A 16612-nucleotide genomic window follows, 5' to 3' on the forward strand; every position below is an offset into this window, starting at 1 on the left:
CCTAAAATTCTGCGTACTTATACATATAATTTTTTCTGGGTTCTACCACATCCCCCATAAGTAAAGACACCATTTTTTCAGCCTTTGCAGCATCTTCTATGGTAATTCTTTGAAGCGTTCTTGTTTCAGGGTTTAATGTAGTCTCCCAAAGCTGATCTGGGTTCATTTCTCCAAGTCCCTTATATCTTTGAAGTAAATATCCCTTTCCAACTTCTTTTTTAACTTGTTCCAGTTCTTCATCACTATATGCATATTTTACTATGCTTTTCCCCTTGCTTTCCTTATATACCTTATACAACGGTGGCATAGCCATATAAAGATGTCCATTTGCAATTAAAGGCTTCATGTATCTATATATATATGTCATCCATAGTGTTCGAATATGATACCCGTCCACATCAGCATCTGACATTATTATTATCTTATCGTATTTCAAATCTTCTTCTCTATAATTATCAAGTACACCTGTACCTATAGCTATATTAAACATTTTAAGTTCTTCACTGCTTAATACATTTTCAAGCTTTTGCTTTTCTGTATTCATTATTTTACCCTTAGAAGGCATGATAGTTTGAAATCTTCTATCCCTGGCTTGCTTTGCAGAGCCTCCCGCAGAGTCTCCCTCAACCACAATAAATTCTGTAAAAGAAGGATCCTTTAAAGTACATACAGCAACTTTACCTGCCAGTGGTGCTGTACCTCTTCCTATCTTTTTCTTCTCTGCTTCATTTATCTTTTTAATTTTTTCTCTTCTAGCTGCTGCTTCTATAGCATTATTTATCATAATAGATGCAACATCTTTATTATCCTCTATCCACTCAGAAAACTTAGTATAGGTTAAATCATTCATCATAGTGTAGGCTTCATTATTACCTAATTTAGTTTTAGTTTGCCCTTCAAACACAGGATTTGAAATTTTTATTCTTATAATTGCAGTCATTCCTTCTCTTAGGTCATCTCCCTCAAATTCCTTATCCTTTTCTTTAAGCAAATTAAGCTTTTTAGCCCATTCTTTAAATGCTCTTGTCATACCTGTTTTAAATCCAGTCTCATGGGTTCCTGCTTCTGTAGTTGGAATGTTATTTACGTAGCTTGCTATGTTTTCTGTAGTAGAATCAGTAAATTGAATGCACACTTCCCCATACATATTAAGGTCATTTACTTCTCTTTCGCCTTCAAATAATATAGGCGGATTGTGAATGACAGTTTTACTTTCATTTAGGTAATCCATAAAATCCAAAAGTCCTCTTTCGGAATGATACACCTTTTCTATTACTTCTTCCTTCCTATTATCGACGAATTTTAAAGTTATTCCTTTATTTTGAAAGGCTAACTCTTGAAGCCTTTGATCTATTACATCAAATTTAAATTCTGTAGTTGAAAACACTTCTTTATCTGCTAAGAATGTAATTTTAGTACCTGTTTCCTTAGTACTTCCTATTACTTCAAGTTTAGTTACAGCTGTTCCTGGCATTTTTCTTTTTGACTGTTTATCATAGGCATATTCAAATCTTTGTTTATATATATTTCCATTTTGTTTCACTTCAACTTCAAGCCACTCTGAAAGCGCATTTACTACGGATGCTCCAACACCATGAAGTCCTCCTGAAGTTTTATATATAGAATTATTAAACTTACCTCCTGTATGAAGCTCTGTAAATACCATTTCTACACCAGATTTCTTCTTAACAGGGTGAATTCCTGTAGGTATTCCTCTTCCATTATCCTGAACACTAACAGTCTTATCTTTATTTAAAGTAATTATTGCTGTATCTCCATAACCATTTGATATTTCATCAATGGCATTATCTAAAATTTCCCATATACAATGATGTAATCCCTTTGTACCTGTAGATCCTATATACATTCCTGGTCTCACACGAACAGGCTCTAATTTTTCAAGTGAGGTAAGGGCTGTGACATCATATACTGAAGCATTTTCTATATTTTTTTCCACGCTAATTCCCCCTTGTAACATCTCAAGTTTAGATTATATCAAAATTTTAAAAATAAAACAAACGTTCCCATTAAAAAATGCAAAGCCTTTTCAGTTACCAGCCACCAGAATCCACCAATCAGTTTGCTAATAGCCAGAAACCAATAAAATTTCATTTTGCTATGCAAAATTTTCATAACTGGCTACTGGCTACTGATTATCAGTTATTGACTAATTATCACTAAAATTGTTCTGCAATTTTAACAGTTAATATTTCTTCTTACTCTATATCCATAGGCAATTTTTAATATTTCTGCATTTTCTAAGAGATAAGATATATCTTCTGAGGCTGCAAATTTTACTCCATTTAGCTCATAAATCTCGTCATCTTCCCTTTGCTCATCCAGAGCAACTCCAAGACTTGGCCCCCCTCAGCCATAGCCTGAAATTTTAATTCTCACCACTTCACTGTTTGATTTTTCTAGATCTAATTTAAGTGCATTTAAAACTTCTTCTGATGCCGATATTTTCATAATCTCACCCCAACTTTGTAGTTAGTATCTAATAATTAATATTTTAAGTTTTATTTGAGTTTTTATACTTTATTTAAAAATGGTAACTAGAATTGATGATGCAAAATGCTAATTGATAAACTTTAGCACTATTTTTTACAACAAATAAAATTTATTACTTAGGACCCTCCTTCTATTTTCACAATTACTTAAAATTTGCATATAAAAATACTAGGGAACTTAATTATTTCCTAGTAAGGAAAGGAGGCGAAATTTATGTCAAGTATCGTTCTTCAATATGTTCTTATAGTATTTCTTGTAGTTGGAATAGCTTACCTGGTATATATATTAAAAGACAAAGGAATAGGTATCAAAGATGACTACTTTGGCATAGCATCCTTTATACTCTCTACTCTATCACAAGATGAAGCTACTCCTGAAAATGTAAAAAAGATAATTCGTGCTGTAGGAAAAGCTGTTGAATATGTAGAGGTTAATTATAAAGATGAAGATAATGCTATGAAAGAAGATACAGCTATGGAACTTTCAAAAGAATCCCTTGCTGCATTAAATTTAACAAACCCACTGCCTGAGGATTCTATACGATATATAGTTCGTTTAGCTGCAGCATTACTTCCTAAAAAATAATTCATTTTAAGATAATGTTGAACTGACAGTATAAGATTTGCATATTTAATGATACATCTCAGTAGCTTGAGATGTGATGATTTATAACGAAATCACAGATTTCTATAAATCATGCAAGCATTCACTATGCAAAAGAGCTCTAATATTTCTGAATTTAAAACACCTAAGACTTCTAAACTCGATTTGCTCAGACAGTAGAAGTCTCTATACGATGTTTTAAATTCAGAAATAAAGCTAGCTGAATTTCAACAATAAATGTTAACTATTTATTATTAATCATTGGAAAAAAAGAATTCTTTAATTGGCCTGAGTTCCTTGTCTCTTTTCACATATTCTATAAATTTAGGATAGAGCTTAATTCCCTTTCTCATGTCTTCTGCTGCTTCTTCTAATCTTCCAACATTACAAAGAATACATGCTCTATTGTAATATAATGAGCATTCTTCTGGATTATATTTAATGCCATTACTTAATATTTCTATAGCTTTTTCATATTCTTTTTCCACTTTATATAAAAGTGCTAAGTTCAAATAACTATATCCATAAAATGGTTCAGACTCTATAGATTTTTCGTAATACTCCTTAGCTTTTGGAATATTTCCAAGCTTTTTATTTATAACTCCTGCATTAAATAATGCTAAATAATTATTACCATTTATGATTAAAGCCGTCTCTATTTCCTCTAGCGCTTCTTCATTATTATTAAGTTCTTCATATATGGATGCTAAATTTACATGTGCCCAAAAATCCATCGGTTGTATCTCTATAGCTTTAAGATAATTTTCTATTGCTACTTCCTTTTCTCCAAGCTCATCATAGGCATTTGCCATAAAAAAGTAGGCCTTCTCATAATCATTATCTATCTCAATGGCCTTTTTATATAAATTTATAGCTTCTGCTAAATCACCCATATTATCCTTAACTGTTCCAAGACCATAATATGCTCTTGCCTCTTTAGGATTTAAAATTATTACTTGATTATACATATTTTCTGATTTGTCTAATTCATCTACTTCATCATATAAAAGTGCCAGCTTTATCAAAAGTTCTACATCCTTTTTCCCAAAAGACTCATTATAAGCTTTTTCATAAAAACTTATAGATTTTAGGGTTTCCCCCTTTTCTTCAAACATAGATGCTATGTTTTTATAACTTCTATACTTATAATCGTTAATCATTTTCTCAACTCCTAGTACATTTTATCTGGCACCTGTTAACTACTCTTCTCTAAGTTCTGGTACACCATTTAAAAGCTCTCTTACTTCTTTCGATGTTCTTAAGTCATCTAATTTGTTAGCTAATCCCATGCACTTTTCAAACTTTAAATCATTTATTTCTTTTCTAATTTCTAGTATCGAAGATGCATTCATGCTGAACTCTCTTAGGCCCATTCCTAAAAGAAGCGGGATAAGCTCTTTTTTTCCGGCCATTTCACCGCACATGCCAACATATTTTCCCTTTTGATTTGCATTTCTTACTATAATATTAATAAGCCTCAAGACTGCTGGATTATAAAAGTCATATAAATATGATACCTTTTCATTCATTCTATCTACAGCTAATGTATACTGCATCAAGTCATTAGTTCCTATACTTAAAAAATCTACTTCTTCAGCTAAAATATCAGAAATTATTGCTGCTGAAGGCACTTCTATCATTATTCCTACTTGTACCTTATCATCATATTCTATATTTTCTCTTTTCAGTTCTTCTTTGCACTCTTCTAAAAGCTCTTTTGCTTCCCTTATCTCCTCAACATTACATATCATAGGAAACATTATTTTTAAATTCCCATAGTTCGATGCTTTAAGCAGTGCCCTAAGTTGAACTTTAAATATATCTTTTGTACCTAAACATAATCTTATAGCTCTATATCCAAGGAAAGGATTTAATTCATTATCAATCTTTAAATATGAAAGATTTTTATCCCCTCCTATGTCCAACGTTCTTATTATTACAGATTTTTTATTCATATTTTCTAATACTTCTTTATATACATTAAACTGCTCATCTTCAGTTGGCAGCTTGCCTTTAGACATATATAAAAACTCTGTTCTAAAAAGCCCTATGCCTTCAGCCCCATTTTCTAGTGCTGAATTTAAGTCTTCTATAGAACCTATATTACAAGATACCTCTACTTTTATTCCATCCATTGTTTTCGTATCAATATTTTTATATTTAATAAGCTCTTCCTTAAAAATTTGTTGATACCTTATCTTATCTTTATAATCTTTCAGTATACCTTCATCTGGATTTATTATTATCAATCCTTCATTTCCATCTAAAATTATCAAATCATTATTTTTTATATTAAGTAAACCTTTTTCTAATCCAACCACAGCTGGTACTCCTATAGTTCTTGCAATGATTGCTGAATGGGATGTAACTCCTCCAATTTCCGTGATAAATCCTAGTACATTTTCTTTATCTATTTGAGCTGTATCTGATGGAGTAAGGTCATGAGCTATTAAAATACACTTATCCTGTATATTACTAATGGAAATTGTTTTAATTTCCATTAGTATATTTATAAGTCTGATGCTTACATCTCTTACATCAGCAGCTCTTTCTTTCATATAGCTATCATCTAAAGTTTCAAATATAGCAGCTATATCTTCTGAAGTAACCTTTACTGCATACTCAGCATTTACATTTTCATATAAAATTTTAGATATTATAACTCCTATAAATTCAGGATCATCAAGCATAAGTAAATGTGCTTCAAATATTTTCACCTTTTCTTTGCCAAGCTTTTTTTCTGCATTTGTAATAATTATTTTCAGCTCTTCTTTTGCCTTTGTTACAGCATTTTCTAACCTTTGTTTTTCTGTTATGCTATCACTTACTATTTTTTTAAATATTTTATATTTATTCTCCTTCAATAACAACGCTCTTCCAATTGCAATACCTGGTGACGCACTTATTCCCCTAAACAAGATATCCCCCCTAAATTAGGTTTTTAACCAATCTTTTATTAATTTTACATCATATAAATTTGCCAAATTAAATTTTTAATAATTTTATTATATACATACTTCAGTGAATCTTTCAAATACTTACTTTATCTATAATTCGTCACAAAAAGTTTTTATCAAGAATACTATGATGTCTTATCATTCATTATCAACGACATTTGTTTTTACACAGAGTACACCAACTCTATTTGTACGCAATAGAGAGATAATATTGAATTTTACCACTATTTACTCTTATTTTACTTGAAATTTGCACTTCATGGGGTTTTTCCATAAATTGTAATGATGATATTATATATGTATAGGATAGGAAAACTAATGCATATATAATTATTTGAAAATTCCAACTAGTGTTGCAATCATTCAATCCTTTTACAATTCTGCAACTTATTATATTGTTTGCTATTTGGATTTATGAAATCCAGCAAAATATAATTATATTAAAAGGAGATTAAATCAATGAAAAAAGTAGGTCTTATTCCAAAACTAATCATTGCCATTGTACTTGGCATACTTATCGGTGCTTATGCTCCAACAATAATAGTAAGCATACTAGCAACATTTAACTCCATCTTTGGTAACTTTCTTGGATTTGTAATACCTCTAATCATCCTCGGATTCGTTGTGGCAGGTATTGCTGATCTTGGTGCCGGAGCTGGAAAACTTCTTGGAATTACTACTGCTTTAGCTTATGGCTCAACTTTAATAGCAGGATTTATGGCATACCTTACGGCAACTTCACTATTCCCAAGCTTTATTCACTCATCTAAAACTTTAGAAAATGCAGTTAATCCAGAAGAAAAATTACTTGCTCCACTTTTTAAAATAGATATGCCACCAGTAATGGGCGTTATGGCAGCACTTATACTAGCATTCATCTTAGGACTTGGAATTGCTGCAATTAAAAACGAAAAACTTGGAGATACTTTATATAAGATGTCGTTTGAATTTCAAAAAATAATCGAAAAAGTTATCTCAGGCATAATCATTCCACTGCTTCCTATTCACGTTGGTGGTATATTTGCTAACATGACACACGCTGGAGAAGTTTCCAGGGTTCTTTCGGTATTTTGGAAAGTATTTTTAGTAGTTATTACATTACACTTGATAATAATCTTATTTCAATTTACAGTCTCATGCACTATTAGAAAGAAAAATGTATTTGCATGCTTAAAAAATCAAATCCCTGGATATTTGACAGCCATTGGAACTCAATCCTCAGCAGCTACTATACCAGTTAATTTAAAATGTGCTGAAAATAATGGAGTTTCAAAAGCAATTAGAGAATTTGTTGTTCCATTATGTGCAACTATTCATCTATCAGGAAGTACAATAACCTTAACTTGCTGTTCCATAGCAGTTATGCTACTTAATAATGTTACATTTACGCTTCCACAAATGCTTGGATTCATAATGATGCTTGGCGTTACAATGGTTGCAGCACCTGGGGTTCCTGGAGGAGCTGTTATGGCAGCACTTGGAATACTTCAATCAATGCTTGGATTTACAGAAGCACAACTCGGTCTTATGATTGCGCTTTACATTACACAGGATAGCTTCGGAACAGCTTGTAATGTATCAGGAGATAATGCTATAGCTATTTTAGTTGATAAGATTTATAGTAAAGATATAAAACTACCTAACGATTCAAGTTTCTCAAAATAATATAAATTGCTCAAGGGAGGAAATCTATAATGCAACTTAAATTAAATCTTGACATGGTTAAAAAGGCACAAGAAAATATTAAAGGAGTTGCAAGAAAAACGCCCCTTTTCTACTCTAGTACCTTTTCCAATATCACTGGATATAATATATACTTAAAATGCGAAGACAAACAAAAAACTGGCTCATTTAAGTTAAGAGGTGCATATAACAAGGTATGCTGCTTAACTGAAGATGAAAAAAAATGTGGAGTTATTGCATCATCTGCTGGAAATCACGCACAAGGCGTTGCCTATGCTGCAACTGCATTTGGGGTGAAATCAACTATATTTATGCCAATAACTGCACCAATGGCTAAGGTTAATGCAACTAAAGGATATGGAGCTGAAGTTGTTCAGTTTGGAGAAGTTTATGATGATTGCTATAATAAGGCTATTGAAATGCAAAAAACTACTGGCGCAACATTTCTTCATCCATTTAATGATGATGAAGTTATGGCCGGACAAGGAACTATAGCGCTTGAAGTGTTTGAAGAACTTCCAGAGGTTGATACAATCATTGCTCCAATTGGAGGAGGCGGACTTATATCTGGCATAGCTGTAGCTGCAAAAGCCCTTAAGCCCTCAATTAAAATAATCGGAGTTCAAGCTGAAATAATAGCTTCTACTAAAGCTTCCCTTGAAGCTGGAAAGGTTACTACAGTTCCTGGTGCAAAATCACTTGCTGATGGTATATCAGTCATGACCCCTGGTGACAAAACTTTTGAATACATTAAAAAATATGTAGATGAAGTTGTAACAGTTACAGAAGATGAGATTGCACTTGCTATGTTCTCATTGATGGATAGGTCAAAGCTTATTGCTGAAGGAGCAGGTGCAACACCTCTTGCTGCACTTCTTGCTGGAAAAATTAAGGATGCTGGAAAAAATGTTGTTTCAATAATAAGCGGCGGAAATATTGATATAGCTATGGCCTCTAAGATAATAGAAAGAGAACTCACTAGACTTAGAAGAAGAATTTCCTTCGATGTTCAACTTGTAGATAAAGTTGGTCAGCTTGGTTCACTTATAACACTTATAAGCAAACTTGGCGGAAATATCATAAAAGTACGTCAAGAACAAAATTGGGATGAAGCCGGACTTGACTATGCTAATGTAAAGCTTGTAATAGCAACTGAATCAGATAGTCATTCTGATAAAATTTTAGATAATATTAAGAAAAATGGCTATAAATTAATATAGTAAAACCCAATCTTCTTTCCCCTAATTATACAAGGGGAATTTTTTTATGTCTTAAAAGGTTCAAATTATTATGTTATCTTCATATTTCCCTTTTAGCCTTTCAAATCCATTTTTGAATTCTATTTTTAAAAAATTTTATTTATTAGGTTGACAACTGTGTATAGTGTGTATATACTGTTAATATAATATATGTACAGTATATACACACTATACGCTTTTAAAGGAGTATGCTACATGAATATAATAATTTCTAATACTTCAGGAGAACCAATTTATGAACAAATAGTAAAACAAATAAAAAAGCTTATATTTATTGGTGAGTTAAATGAAGGAGATCCCCTTCCCTCCATAAGAAACTTAGCTCAAGAACTTAGGATAAGTGTAATTACTACAAAAAGAGCATATGAAGAACTTGAAAATGAAGGCTATATTGTTACCATGCAGGGTAAGGGCTCCTTTGTAGCTAGTCAGAATAAGGAACTTTTAAAAGAAAAAAGGCTTAGATTAATTGAAGAAAAGCTAGGTGAAGCAGTTAAGGAAAGCAGGCTTATAAGCTTATCTTTAGAAGAGTTAATCGACATACTTAGTATCTTATACAATGAAACATATCAAATTGATTAATAAATTTAGGAGGCTAATTTTATGAATAATATTTTAGAAGTTAATAACCTACGAAAGGAATATAATGATTTTACATTAAAGAATATAAGTTTCTCTTTAGAAAGAGGCTATATTATGGGTTTTATAGGCCCTAATGGTGCTGGGAAAAGTACAACTATAAAACTAATTATGAATCTTATAAAAAAGAACACAGGAGAAATTAAAATATTTGGATTAGATAATATAGCTCATGAAAAGGATATAAAACAAAAAATAGGATTTGTATATGATGAAAATTATTATTATGAAGAACTTACAATAAATGAAATGAAAAAAATAATTTCTCCCTTTTATATAAATTGGGATGAAAAAAGCTTTCAAAATTATATTAAACAATTTGATTTAAATCCTAAGAAAAAAATAAAAGAACTGTCCAAAGGGATGAAAATTAAATTTTCACTAGCCGTTGCCCTATCTCATGGTGCAGAGCTTATAATAATGGATGAGCCAACCTCTGGACTTGATCCTATTTTTCGAAGAGAAATATTAGATATTTTGTACAGTTTAATTCAGGATGAAAATAAGGGCATATTTTTTTCCACTCATATAACCACAGATTTAGAAAAAGTTGCAGATTATATAACCTTTATAAACAAAGGAGAAATAGTGTTTTCTATGCCAAAGGATATTATCCTTGATAAGTATGCCATTGTTAAAGGCAGTAAAGAGCTTTTAGATTGGGATACAAAAAAAGAATTTTTAAATATTAACGAAAATTCCTTTGGTTTTGAAGCCCTCACAGATAATACTACAAAAATACGAAGTTTATTTAAAAACAATGTTATTATAGAAAGACCTTCTTTAGAAGACATTATGGTTCATACAGTAAAAAAAGTAATATGAGGTGGAATATTATGATTAATCTTATAAAAAAAGATATATTAATTCAGAAAAAAATGCTCCCACTTTTATGTGTATTTATAATTATATTTGCACTAAATAGTCAAGTTAATTCTCGTGGATCTATATATATTCTTGGAGTTACAATAGGATATATGTTAACCATTGGAGCTTTAGCATATGATGAAACTTATAAGGGACATATATTAATAAATAGTTTACCCTTAACCCGTAAAAATGTAGTGGTTTCTAAATACCTAGCAATATTTTTCTTTACTGCATTCTCCCTTATATTTTTAACTTTAATGGCACTAATATTTAATTTCCTAGGTATTTCAGACCTTTCAATTAGGTATATTTCCTTTGCAGATATAAAGACAATAACATCAACCTTGATTATATTAAGCAGTATAATGATTCCTTTATTTTTGAAATTTGGAACTAAACTAGGCAAGCTTTTTAATTTTATAATTTTCTTTATGTTTTTTAGCATTAGTAATTTTATTATGCAAAATAAAGATGAGATACTTATTAAAAACATATTAAATTTTATTATAAATAATAATGGTGCAACTCTTACTATTATAAGTATTATAATTTTAGCTTGCATTTATATTTTATCCATGCATTTTTCTTTTAAAATATATGCTAATAAAGATTTTTAAAGTGGGTGTATTTATGATTAATTTAATTATCAAAGACTTAAAGCTTCAAAAGAAAATTTGTATTATTGGTATAACTTTTTATATATTCATGATATTTTCCCTTGGTTCTGCTAGTAAAGATATACCTGAGGGATTTAGTCCATTGGTATTCAACGGTTGTTATACACTTATGGCAGTTTACATGGTATGTCTTTCAGTACTATATTCAGATGCATATGATGAAAAGAATAAGTCTCACATTATATTAAATAGTTTGCCTATAAATAGGAGTATAATAGTTATATCAAAATATATATCTTTATTTATTTATCTGATGATTTACCTTATTTCAATATTCATGTTTTCAAATGTCTTAAAATTTGTATCTCCCAATTTAAATTCCTTAAACATTGTAGGAATATTATTATCCTTTATATTTATTGGAGTAACTTTCTCAATGTACTACCCCTTATACTTTAAAATAGGGAAAAAAATGTTTGGAGTATATAGAGTACTCATATGGTGTTCAATAGTAATATTTCCTACTATACTTAGTAAAACAATAAAAAAAGTACCTCTATCAGCGGTACAAAATATGTTAAATAATATAAAAGTTAATTATAAACTTTATCTTACCTCATTATCTATAATGGCCATTTGCCTTGTTACATTATCCTGTATGTTGTCAATAAAATTATATACTGCTAGGGATTTGGATTAATAGCTATTACAAATCTTAAAATTATGATTTATATTATAAAGAACTTTGGATTTCCAAGGTTTTTTATAATTTTTATTTAAAATATATCATCTAATTTTTTAGATTGTGATATTCATTACTCTGCCCCAGCACCTATGAATATTGAATCAACTTTATCTCTTTCAAAGTGAAATATTGTTCCATTATAAATCGATCCTATAACTGCTATATCTTGATTTCCAAAGCTATGCTCTTCATTTATTCTATCTTTATATTTATTAAGTACTTCTCTTCTAGTACTTCCTATCCCAATATCTTCTCTTGTTTTATAATTACATGGACTTGTTATTTTTATACTCCATACTTGCTGTTCCTTTTTATTTCTTATCATACCTACTTCAATACCTTTATCCTCATATTTCCATGTTTGATGTTCTAGTCCGTCTGATATCCATATAACTTCTTCAGATTTCAATTCAGGTTGTCCTATGTTTTTTATTAACACTTTATCACTAGTGCCTAAATCTAAAAATCCAATAGTTCCCTGTGCCTGAGTACCATTTAACATACATTGAGCATATTGGTTTATGCTACTTTGCTCTCGAATTAAAATAAAACTACAAATTCCCAATATTAAAATTAAAATAATAATTACACATGCACTTGATTTTTTCATAAACATGCTAACTTCCTTTCATAACTCCGCTAATATCACCTTAAGTATATTTTATTAAAATTTTTATGTCAATATTTTACACAAGCTGAATATCTCTCTATATAAACTTCTATTAAAATAAAAACAACTTTGCTATGTTTTACGATAAAAATAGGAAAGTGCTAGAGAAGATGTAACATTACAAATCAAAGTTACATTTATTAACTCTTAGCACATTAATCCTAATTCAAGATTTTTTATTCTATTATTTGCATGGTTTCTTCATCAAAAATCCAATTAGGGCAGTATCTAGCATAAGATTTATCCTTTTTCATTTCTGTTTCCATCACACCTTTGCCACTTTTAACGCCTTTAATTCCATAATGTATTTTATATTCCTCAAGTCTTTTATTTACTACATTCCAATTTATGTTTTGAAGAAATACGTCTATATATTTGCCCCTTCCAGTTGTAAAATCATAAAAATATGCATGTTCATATACATCAAGTACAAGTACTGGATGGCTTTTCCACACAGCACCTACATCATGAGCATCTGATCCTATTATATGAAGTTTTCCATCCAAGTGATCTATGGTAACTATTGCCCATCCTCTCATGCTTTGGCCAACTTTTTTTAAATAACTTAAAAAGTTATCATAACTTATAAAATCTCTCTTTATAAGTTGTAACATTTCTGCTGAAGGTCTTCCCTTATCTATACCTGTTATATTTTCAAAATAAAGTTCATGAAGTTTTACTCCATCTAATGCATAAGTTTCTCCTAGCTTTAAACTTCTCATAGAACTATAAGTAGTATTTGGATCTTCAAATTCATCCGCATCTTTTGTTATGTTCCATATTTCATTTAACTTATTTACGTATCCTTCATATAATTTATAGTGTTCTTCAAGCTGCTTTTGACTTATCCCCTTTACTGTTGAAAAATCAAATTTTTCCGCTATTACCATAGCAATCTCCTTAAAATTTTTTACCTATATATTATATGCAAGTAGATTTCTTTTGTTGAATGATTAAGATTTTAAATAAAATAAAACTAGAGTTTTAGCCCTAATTTTACTTGTAATGTTAAAATTTCTTACCCTGAATTATATGAATTGATTAGCAGCTTCATTATAGTGAAATCCAACTTTTTCAAGCTTATCTTTTATCTCATTTTCTTTAATATCATAAGTCTTGCACAAATCATCTAAATTTAAAAATTCATCTCTAAGCTTCATATTTATAACACTAAATAATATATACGAATCCATGTTTAAAAGCTTATCTTTATCTAAATCCATAATACTATCTCTCCTTGCATCCTTTGTATCATATATCTAATAATAAACTTATTATTCATTATTTATTTTTTATCATCTTTATCCTTTTTATCATTGTTGTCTTTCTTGTCATCCTTTCCTTTTTTATCACTTTTATCTTTTTTACTATCCTTACTATTATTACCACTTTTATTATCGTCATTATTATAATTATTATCTTCTTCAGGCCATTTTATAAGTATTATTGGTATAATTTGATTAGATGAAACAAAAAGTATGCCTTTGCTTATCCTATCTTCAATTTCATCAATTCCTCTTGCTCTTATGTACATTTGAATTACATCTTTGTCTCTAGTGCTTCTAGCATCTATAGATCCCCTTGAATCTAAATAATAAATAGCTGCAAGTATTTGAGATTTATTACACCCTATAATTTTATAAAATTGTCTTTGAATATCTCCGTAATTTTCTACTTTAAACAAATCATTATAAAGTTGAAATAGTATATTAAGCCTTAAAAGTTCATTTTGAGCAGGAATCATTTAAATCCCCCTTCTATTTATTACCCCCTAAGCCACTTATAAAAGGTTAGAGGGGACCATCCTGAAGGTGGTCTAGGCGGTCTTCCAGGTCTTAAAGGTTCCTCTGCAATAAGAGGTTTATCTGGTGCAAGAGGTCTTGGTTGAAATAATGGTTCTTCCTTAAAATAGCTTCCCCCGCCTAAAGAACTTATTGGAAATCTTGGACTCCAAGCCACTACTCTTCCTTGTCTATCAAAAAGTGTTAAATTATTTATAGATCCTATCCACTGTTCGTCTACATTCCATACATATCCATTAGCTATGTAAGCTATCCATCTTAAGTTTACATCAAATATATATTGATTATTTACAACCCATGCAACTAAGTTTCTGTATCTATCATACAAAGGCTCATAAGGTTCCATTAAGTTCTCCTCCTACATTTCATCAATTTGGCTCACCTACTCGTTCCAAAAGATCTCCATATAATTGAGATAAAAATAATTCTCCACCTTCAGAAAGTAAATCTTCTACTACATCTATGCCCGATCCCCGTATGTAAGCTGATACGGTTTTATCCTTCTCAATATTAAAAAAAATCCACCTTCTCTCAAACAGATAATAAAGTGCTGCTATTATTTCTATCCTATTACATTCTTGAACATTATAGTCTATGCTTATGCAAAATTCATATCCATAGGTAAAGAAGTCCTTGTATAGTTGTACAAGCAAACTATTCCTTAATAAATTTCTCCCTGCTAAAAATAACATATATTCTCCAACTCTTAAAATACTTACTATAATATAATATTCTTAATAGATTTTTAGTGCACATCTTACTAATAATATTTTTATTATTCCTTTATAGAAATATCAGTTTTAATTAACACTTTCTCTGCAATCTTCATACTATATTATTGGTAATCTTAAATAAGGAGAGTAAATCATGTATATTGATGATTTTGAAGATTTCTATAGGGCAGATGAAGGTGAATTCCCTGAAGAATTTGACAGTAGGGATAATTTCGATGAAGACGATACTTTCGATGAATTTGAAGAATTCACTGAATTTGAGGAGTTAGATGATTTTAGAAACGACAATATCCTTAGAGATTTTGATGATACCGATGATATTAATGAGTTTGACGAAATGAATGATCTTGATGATAGCAAATTTACATGTCAAGGGGTTTGTCCTTTTTATAGACAATTTCCATTTTTCCCTCCCACATCTGGACCTGATGGTCCTGGTGGACCTGGTAGACCTGGTAGACCTGGTAGACCTGGTGGGCCTGGACAAGGCAATAGACCTCCAAGCGGCCCTCCTCCATCTGTAGCCCCACAACAGCAACTATCTGCAGGCGGCCCTCAACTTTATGCAGTAGATCCAGGCTCTATACGAGGATGCAGGTTTAGATTTGTGTATATTTGGCCTAGACGCGGCAGAGGTTTTTGGATGTGGTTAACCTTTGTAGGAAGAAGATCTATAGCTGGCTGGCGCTGGAATGGATTTACATGGTTTTACTTTGGCATGGACTTAAGAAGAATAGAAAGCTTTAGATGCTATTAATTATAATATATATTCCTAGTAACCTTTTGATGTACGCTTTAAATTATTGATATTTTTTAGTTTTATTTTAAATAATGAAGTTTTCAGTTAACACTTTTCATATAATCCTCATACTATATTATTGTTAATCATAAAAAGGAGAATAATTTATGTATATTAACGATTTTAAAGATTTCTATAGAGCAGATGAAAGTGAATTCCCAGAAGATTTTGATACTCGAAATGAATTTGATGAAGATGATGAATTTGAAGAATTCACTGCATTTGAAGACTTAGATGATTTTAAAGATGATGATACTTTTAGGGGCTTCGATGATACTGATGATATTAATGAATTTGACGAAACATATGATCTAAATGATAATTCATTCATGTGCCCAGCAATGTGCCCATTCTATAGGCAGCTTTATAGGCAAATGCCACCTCCTGGATATGGAGGAACTAGGCAAATGGATAGACCTCCAAGTGGACCACCTCCATCTAGTACACCTGCAGAACCATTTTCAGCAACTGGAGGTGCTCAAACCTTTGTAGATTCTGGTTCTATAAGAATGTGCAGATTTAAATTTGCATATATTTGGCCCAGACGAGGAAGTAGCTTCTGGATGTGGATAACTTATGTAGGTCGCAGTTCCATAGCTGGCTGGAGATGGGATGGCAGAAGATGGTTCCGCTTTGGAATGGATTTAAGAGACATAAGAAGCTTTAGATGCTAGTAATAGAAAATTTACCACATTTTTAATATTGAGCTAATCGCATGAAATT

The 16612-nt window shown here is 30.7% G+C and carries 18 protein-coding genes; 9 read left to right on the forward strand and 9 right to left on the reverse strand.

Annotation, left to right across the window (positions count from 1 at the left end; all coding sequences use genetic code 11):
• Window position 1: 1 nt before the first annotated feature.
• On the reverse strand, window positions 2–1957 hold the full coding sequence (locus BSD9I1_RS12695) for a type IIA DNA topoisomerase subunit B (RefSeq protein ID WP_242966468.1): 1956 nt from the start codon (window positions 1955–1957) through the stop codon (window positions 2–4).
• A gap of 767 nt (window positions 1958–2724) precedes the next feature.
• On the opposite strand from BSD9I1_RS12695, the gene BSD9I1_RS12700 reads away from it, so the two are divergent.
• Window positions 2725–3096 carry a hypothetical protein gene (locus BSD9I1_RS12700; protein WP_035309124.1) on the forward strand — a complete coding sequence of 124 codons (372 nt, stop codon included), beginning with the start codon at window positions 2725–2727 and terminating at the stop codon, window positions 3094–3096.
• A 272-nt stretch (window positions 3097–3368) separates the two neighbouring features.
• On the opposite strand, the gene BSD9I1_RS12705 is transcribed toward BSD9I1_RS12700, so the two are convergent.
• Window positions 3369–4274, reverse strand: a complete 906-nt coding sequence (locus tag BSD9I1_RS12705; RefSeq protein ID WP_186430621.1) for a tetratricopeptide repeat protein — start codon at window positions 4272–4274, stop codon at window positions 3369–3371.
• A gap of 39 nt (window positions 4275–4313) precedes the next feature.
• Entirely contained in the window at window positions 4314–6032 is a 1719-nt protein-coding gene (ptsP, locus tag BSD9I1_RS12710; protein ID WP_186430622.1) for a phosphoenolpyruvate--protein phosphotransferase, read from the reverse strand.
• 498 nt (window positions 6033–6530) lie between these two features.
• Between ptsP and BSD9I1_RS12715 the strand changes: the two genes are divergently transcribed.
• The 6 genes from BSD9I1_RS12715 to BSD9I1_RS12740 all read left to right on the forward strand — a co-directional run bounded on the left by BSD9I1_RS12715 (window position 6531) and on the right by BSD9I1_RS12740 (window position 11839).
• Window positions 6531–7736 (forward strand): dicarboxylate/amino acid:cation symporter, encoded by a 1206-nt coding sequence (locus BSD9I1_RS12715; RefSeq protein WP_186430623.1) that lies wholly within the window; start codon window positions 6531–6533, stop codon window positions 7734–7736.
• Window positions 7737–7765: 29 nt separating this feature from the next.
• Window positions 7766–8974, forward strand: a complete 1209-nt coding sequence (gene ilvA / locus BSD9I1_RS12720) for a threonine ammonia-lyase (protein ID WP_186430624.1) — start codon at window positions 7766–7768, stop codon at window positions 8972–8974.
• A 234-nt stretch (window positions 8975–9208) separates the two neighbouring features.
• Window positions 9209–9595: a GntR family transcriptional regulator gene (locus tag BSD9I1_RS12725; RefSeq protein ID WP_035309134.1), complete on the forward strand. Its 387-nt coding sequence runs from the start codon at window positions 9209–9211 to the stop codon at window positions 9593–9595.
• Window positions 9596–9616: 21 nt separating this feature from the next.
• Window positions 9617–10477 (forward strand): ABC transporter ATP-binding protein, encoded by an 861-nt coding sequence (locus BSD9I1_RS12730; protein WP_186430625.1) that lies wholly within the window; start codon window positions 9617–9619, stop codon window positions 10475–10477.
• Between the two features lie 11 nt (window positions 10478–10488).
• Window positions 10489–11139 (forward strand): ABC-2 transporter permease, encoded by a 651-nt coding sequence (locus BSD9I1_RS12735; protein WP_186430626.1) that lies wholly within the window; start codon window positions 10489–10491, stop codon window positions 11137–11139.
• Window positions 11140–11152: 13 nt separating this feature from the next.
• On the forward strand, window positions 11153–11839 hold the full coding sequence (locus tag BSD9I1_RS12740) for an ABC-2 transporter permease (protein ID WP_186430627.1): 687 nt from the start codon (window positions 11153–11155) through the stop codon (window positions 11837–11839).
• Between the two features lie 115 nt (window positions 11840–11954).
• Here BSD9I1_RS12740 and BSD9I1_RS12745 read toward each other — a convergent pair whose 3' ends face one another.
• The 6 genes from BSD9I1_RS12745 to BSD9I1_RS12770 all read right to left on the reverse strand — a co-directional run bounded on the left by BSD9I1_RS12745 (window position 11955) and on the right by BSD9I1_RS12770 (window position 15048).
• Window positions 11955–12494, reverse strand: coding sequence for a hypothetical protein (locus tag BSD9I1_RS12745; RefSeq protein ID WP_186430628.1), 540 nt, complete (start codon window positions 12492–12494; stop codon window positions 11955–11957).
• A gap of 236 nt (window positions 12495–12730) precedes the next feature.
• A complete protein-coding gene (locus BSD9I1_RS12750) occupies window positions 12731–13444 on the reverse strand; it encodes a superoxide dismutase (RefSeq protein ID WP_052085746.1) in 714 nt (237 codons plus the stop codon).
• A 138-nt stretch (window positions 13445–13582) separates the two neighbouring features.
• Window positions 13583–13777, reverse strand: coding sequence for a DUF4250 domain-containing protein (locus tag BSD9I1_RS12755; RefSeq protein WP_186430629.1), 195 nt, complete (start codon window positions 13775–13777; stop codon window positions 13583–13585).
• A gap of 62 nt (window positions 13778–13839) precedes the next feature.
• Window positions 13840–14298: a hypothetical protein gene (locus tag BSD9I1_RS12760; RefSeq protein ID WP_186430630.1), complete on the reverse strand. Its 459-nt coding sequence runs from the start codon at window positions 14296–14298 to the stop codon at window positions 13840–13842.
• A gap of 20 nt (window positions 14299–14318) precedes the next feature.
• A complete protein-coding gene (locus tag BSD9I1_RS12765) occupies window positions 14319–14702 on the reverse strand; it encodes a 4-fold beta flower protein (RefSeq protein WP_186430631.1) in 384 nt (127 codons plus the stop codon).
• 22 nt (window positions 14703–14724) lie between these two features.
• Complete coding sequence (locus BSD9I1_RS12770) at window positions 14725–15048, reverse strand: hypothetical protein (RefSeq protein WP_035309150.1); 324 nt, start codon at window positions 15046–15048, stop codon at window positions 14725–14727.
• A 175-nt stretch (window positions 15049–15223) separates the two neighbouring features.
• Here BSD9I1_RS12770 and BSD9I1_RS12775 point away from each other — a divergent pair, with 175 nt between their 5' ends.
• Both BSD9I1_RS12775 and BSD9I1_RS18940 read left to right on the forward strand, forming a co-directional pair.
• Window positions 15224–15847, forward strand: coding sequence for a hypothetical protein (locus BSD9I1_RS12775; protein WP_242966469.1), 624 nt, complete (start codon window positions 15224–15226; stop codon window positions 15845–15847).
• Window positions 15848–15996: 149 nt separating this feature from the next.
• Window positions 15997–16563, forward strand: coding sequence for a hypothetical protein (locus BSD9I1_RS18940; protein WP_052085747.1), 567 nt, complete (start codon window positions 15997–15999; stop codon window positions 16561–16563).
• The last annotated feature ends 49 nt before the right edge of the window (window positions 16564–16612 follow it).

Origin of the sequence: Clostridium sp. BSD9I1 (genome assembly GCF_900185645.1) — a bacterium.
Taxonomy (GTDB): domain Bacteria; phylum Bacillota; class Clostridia; order Clostridiales; family Clostridiaceae; genus Clostridium_AK.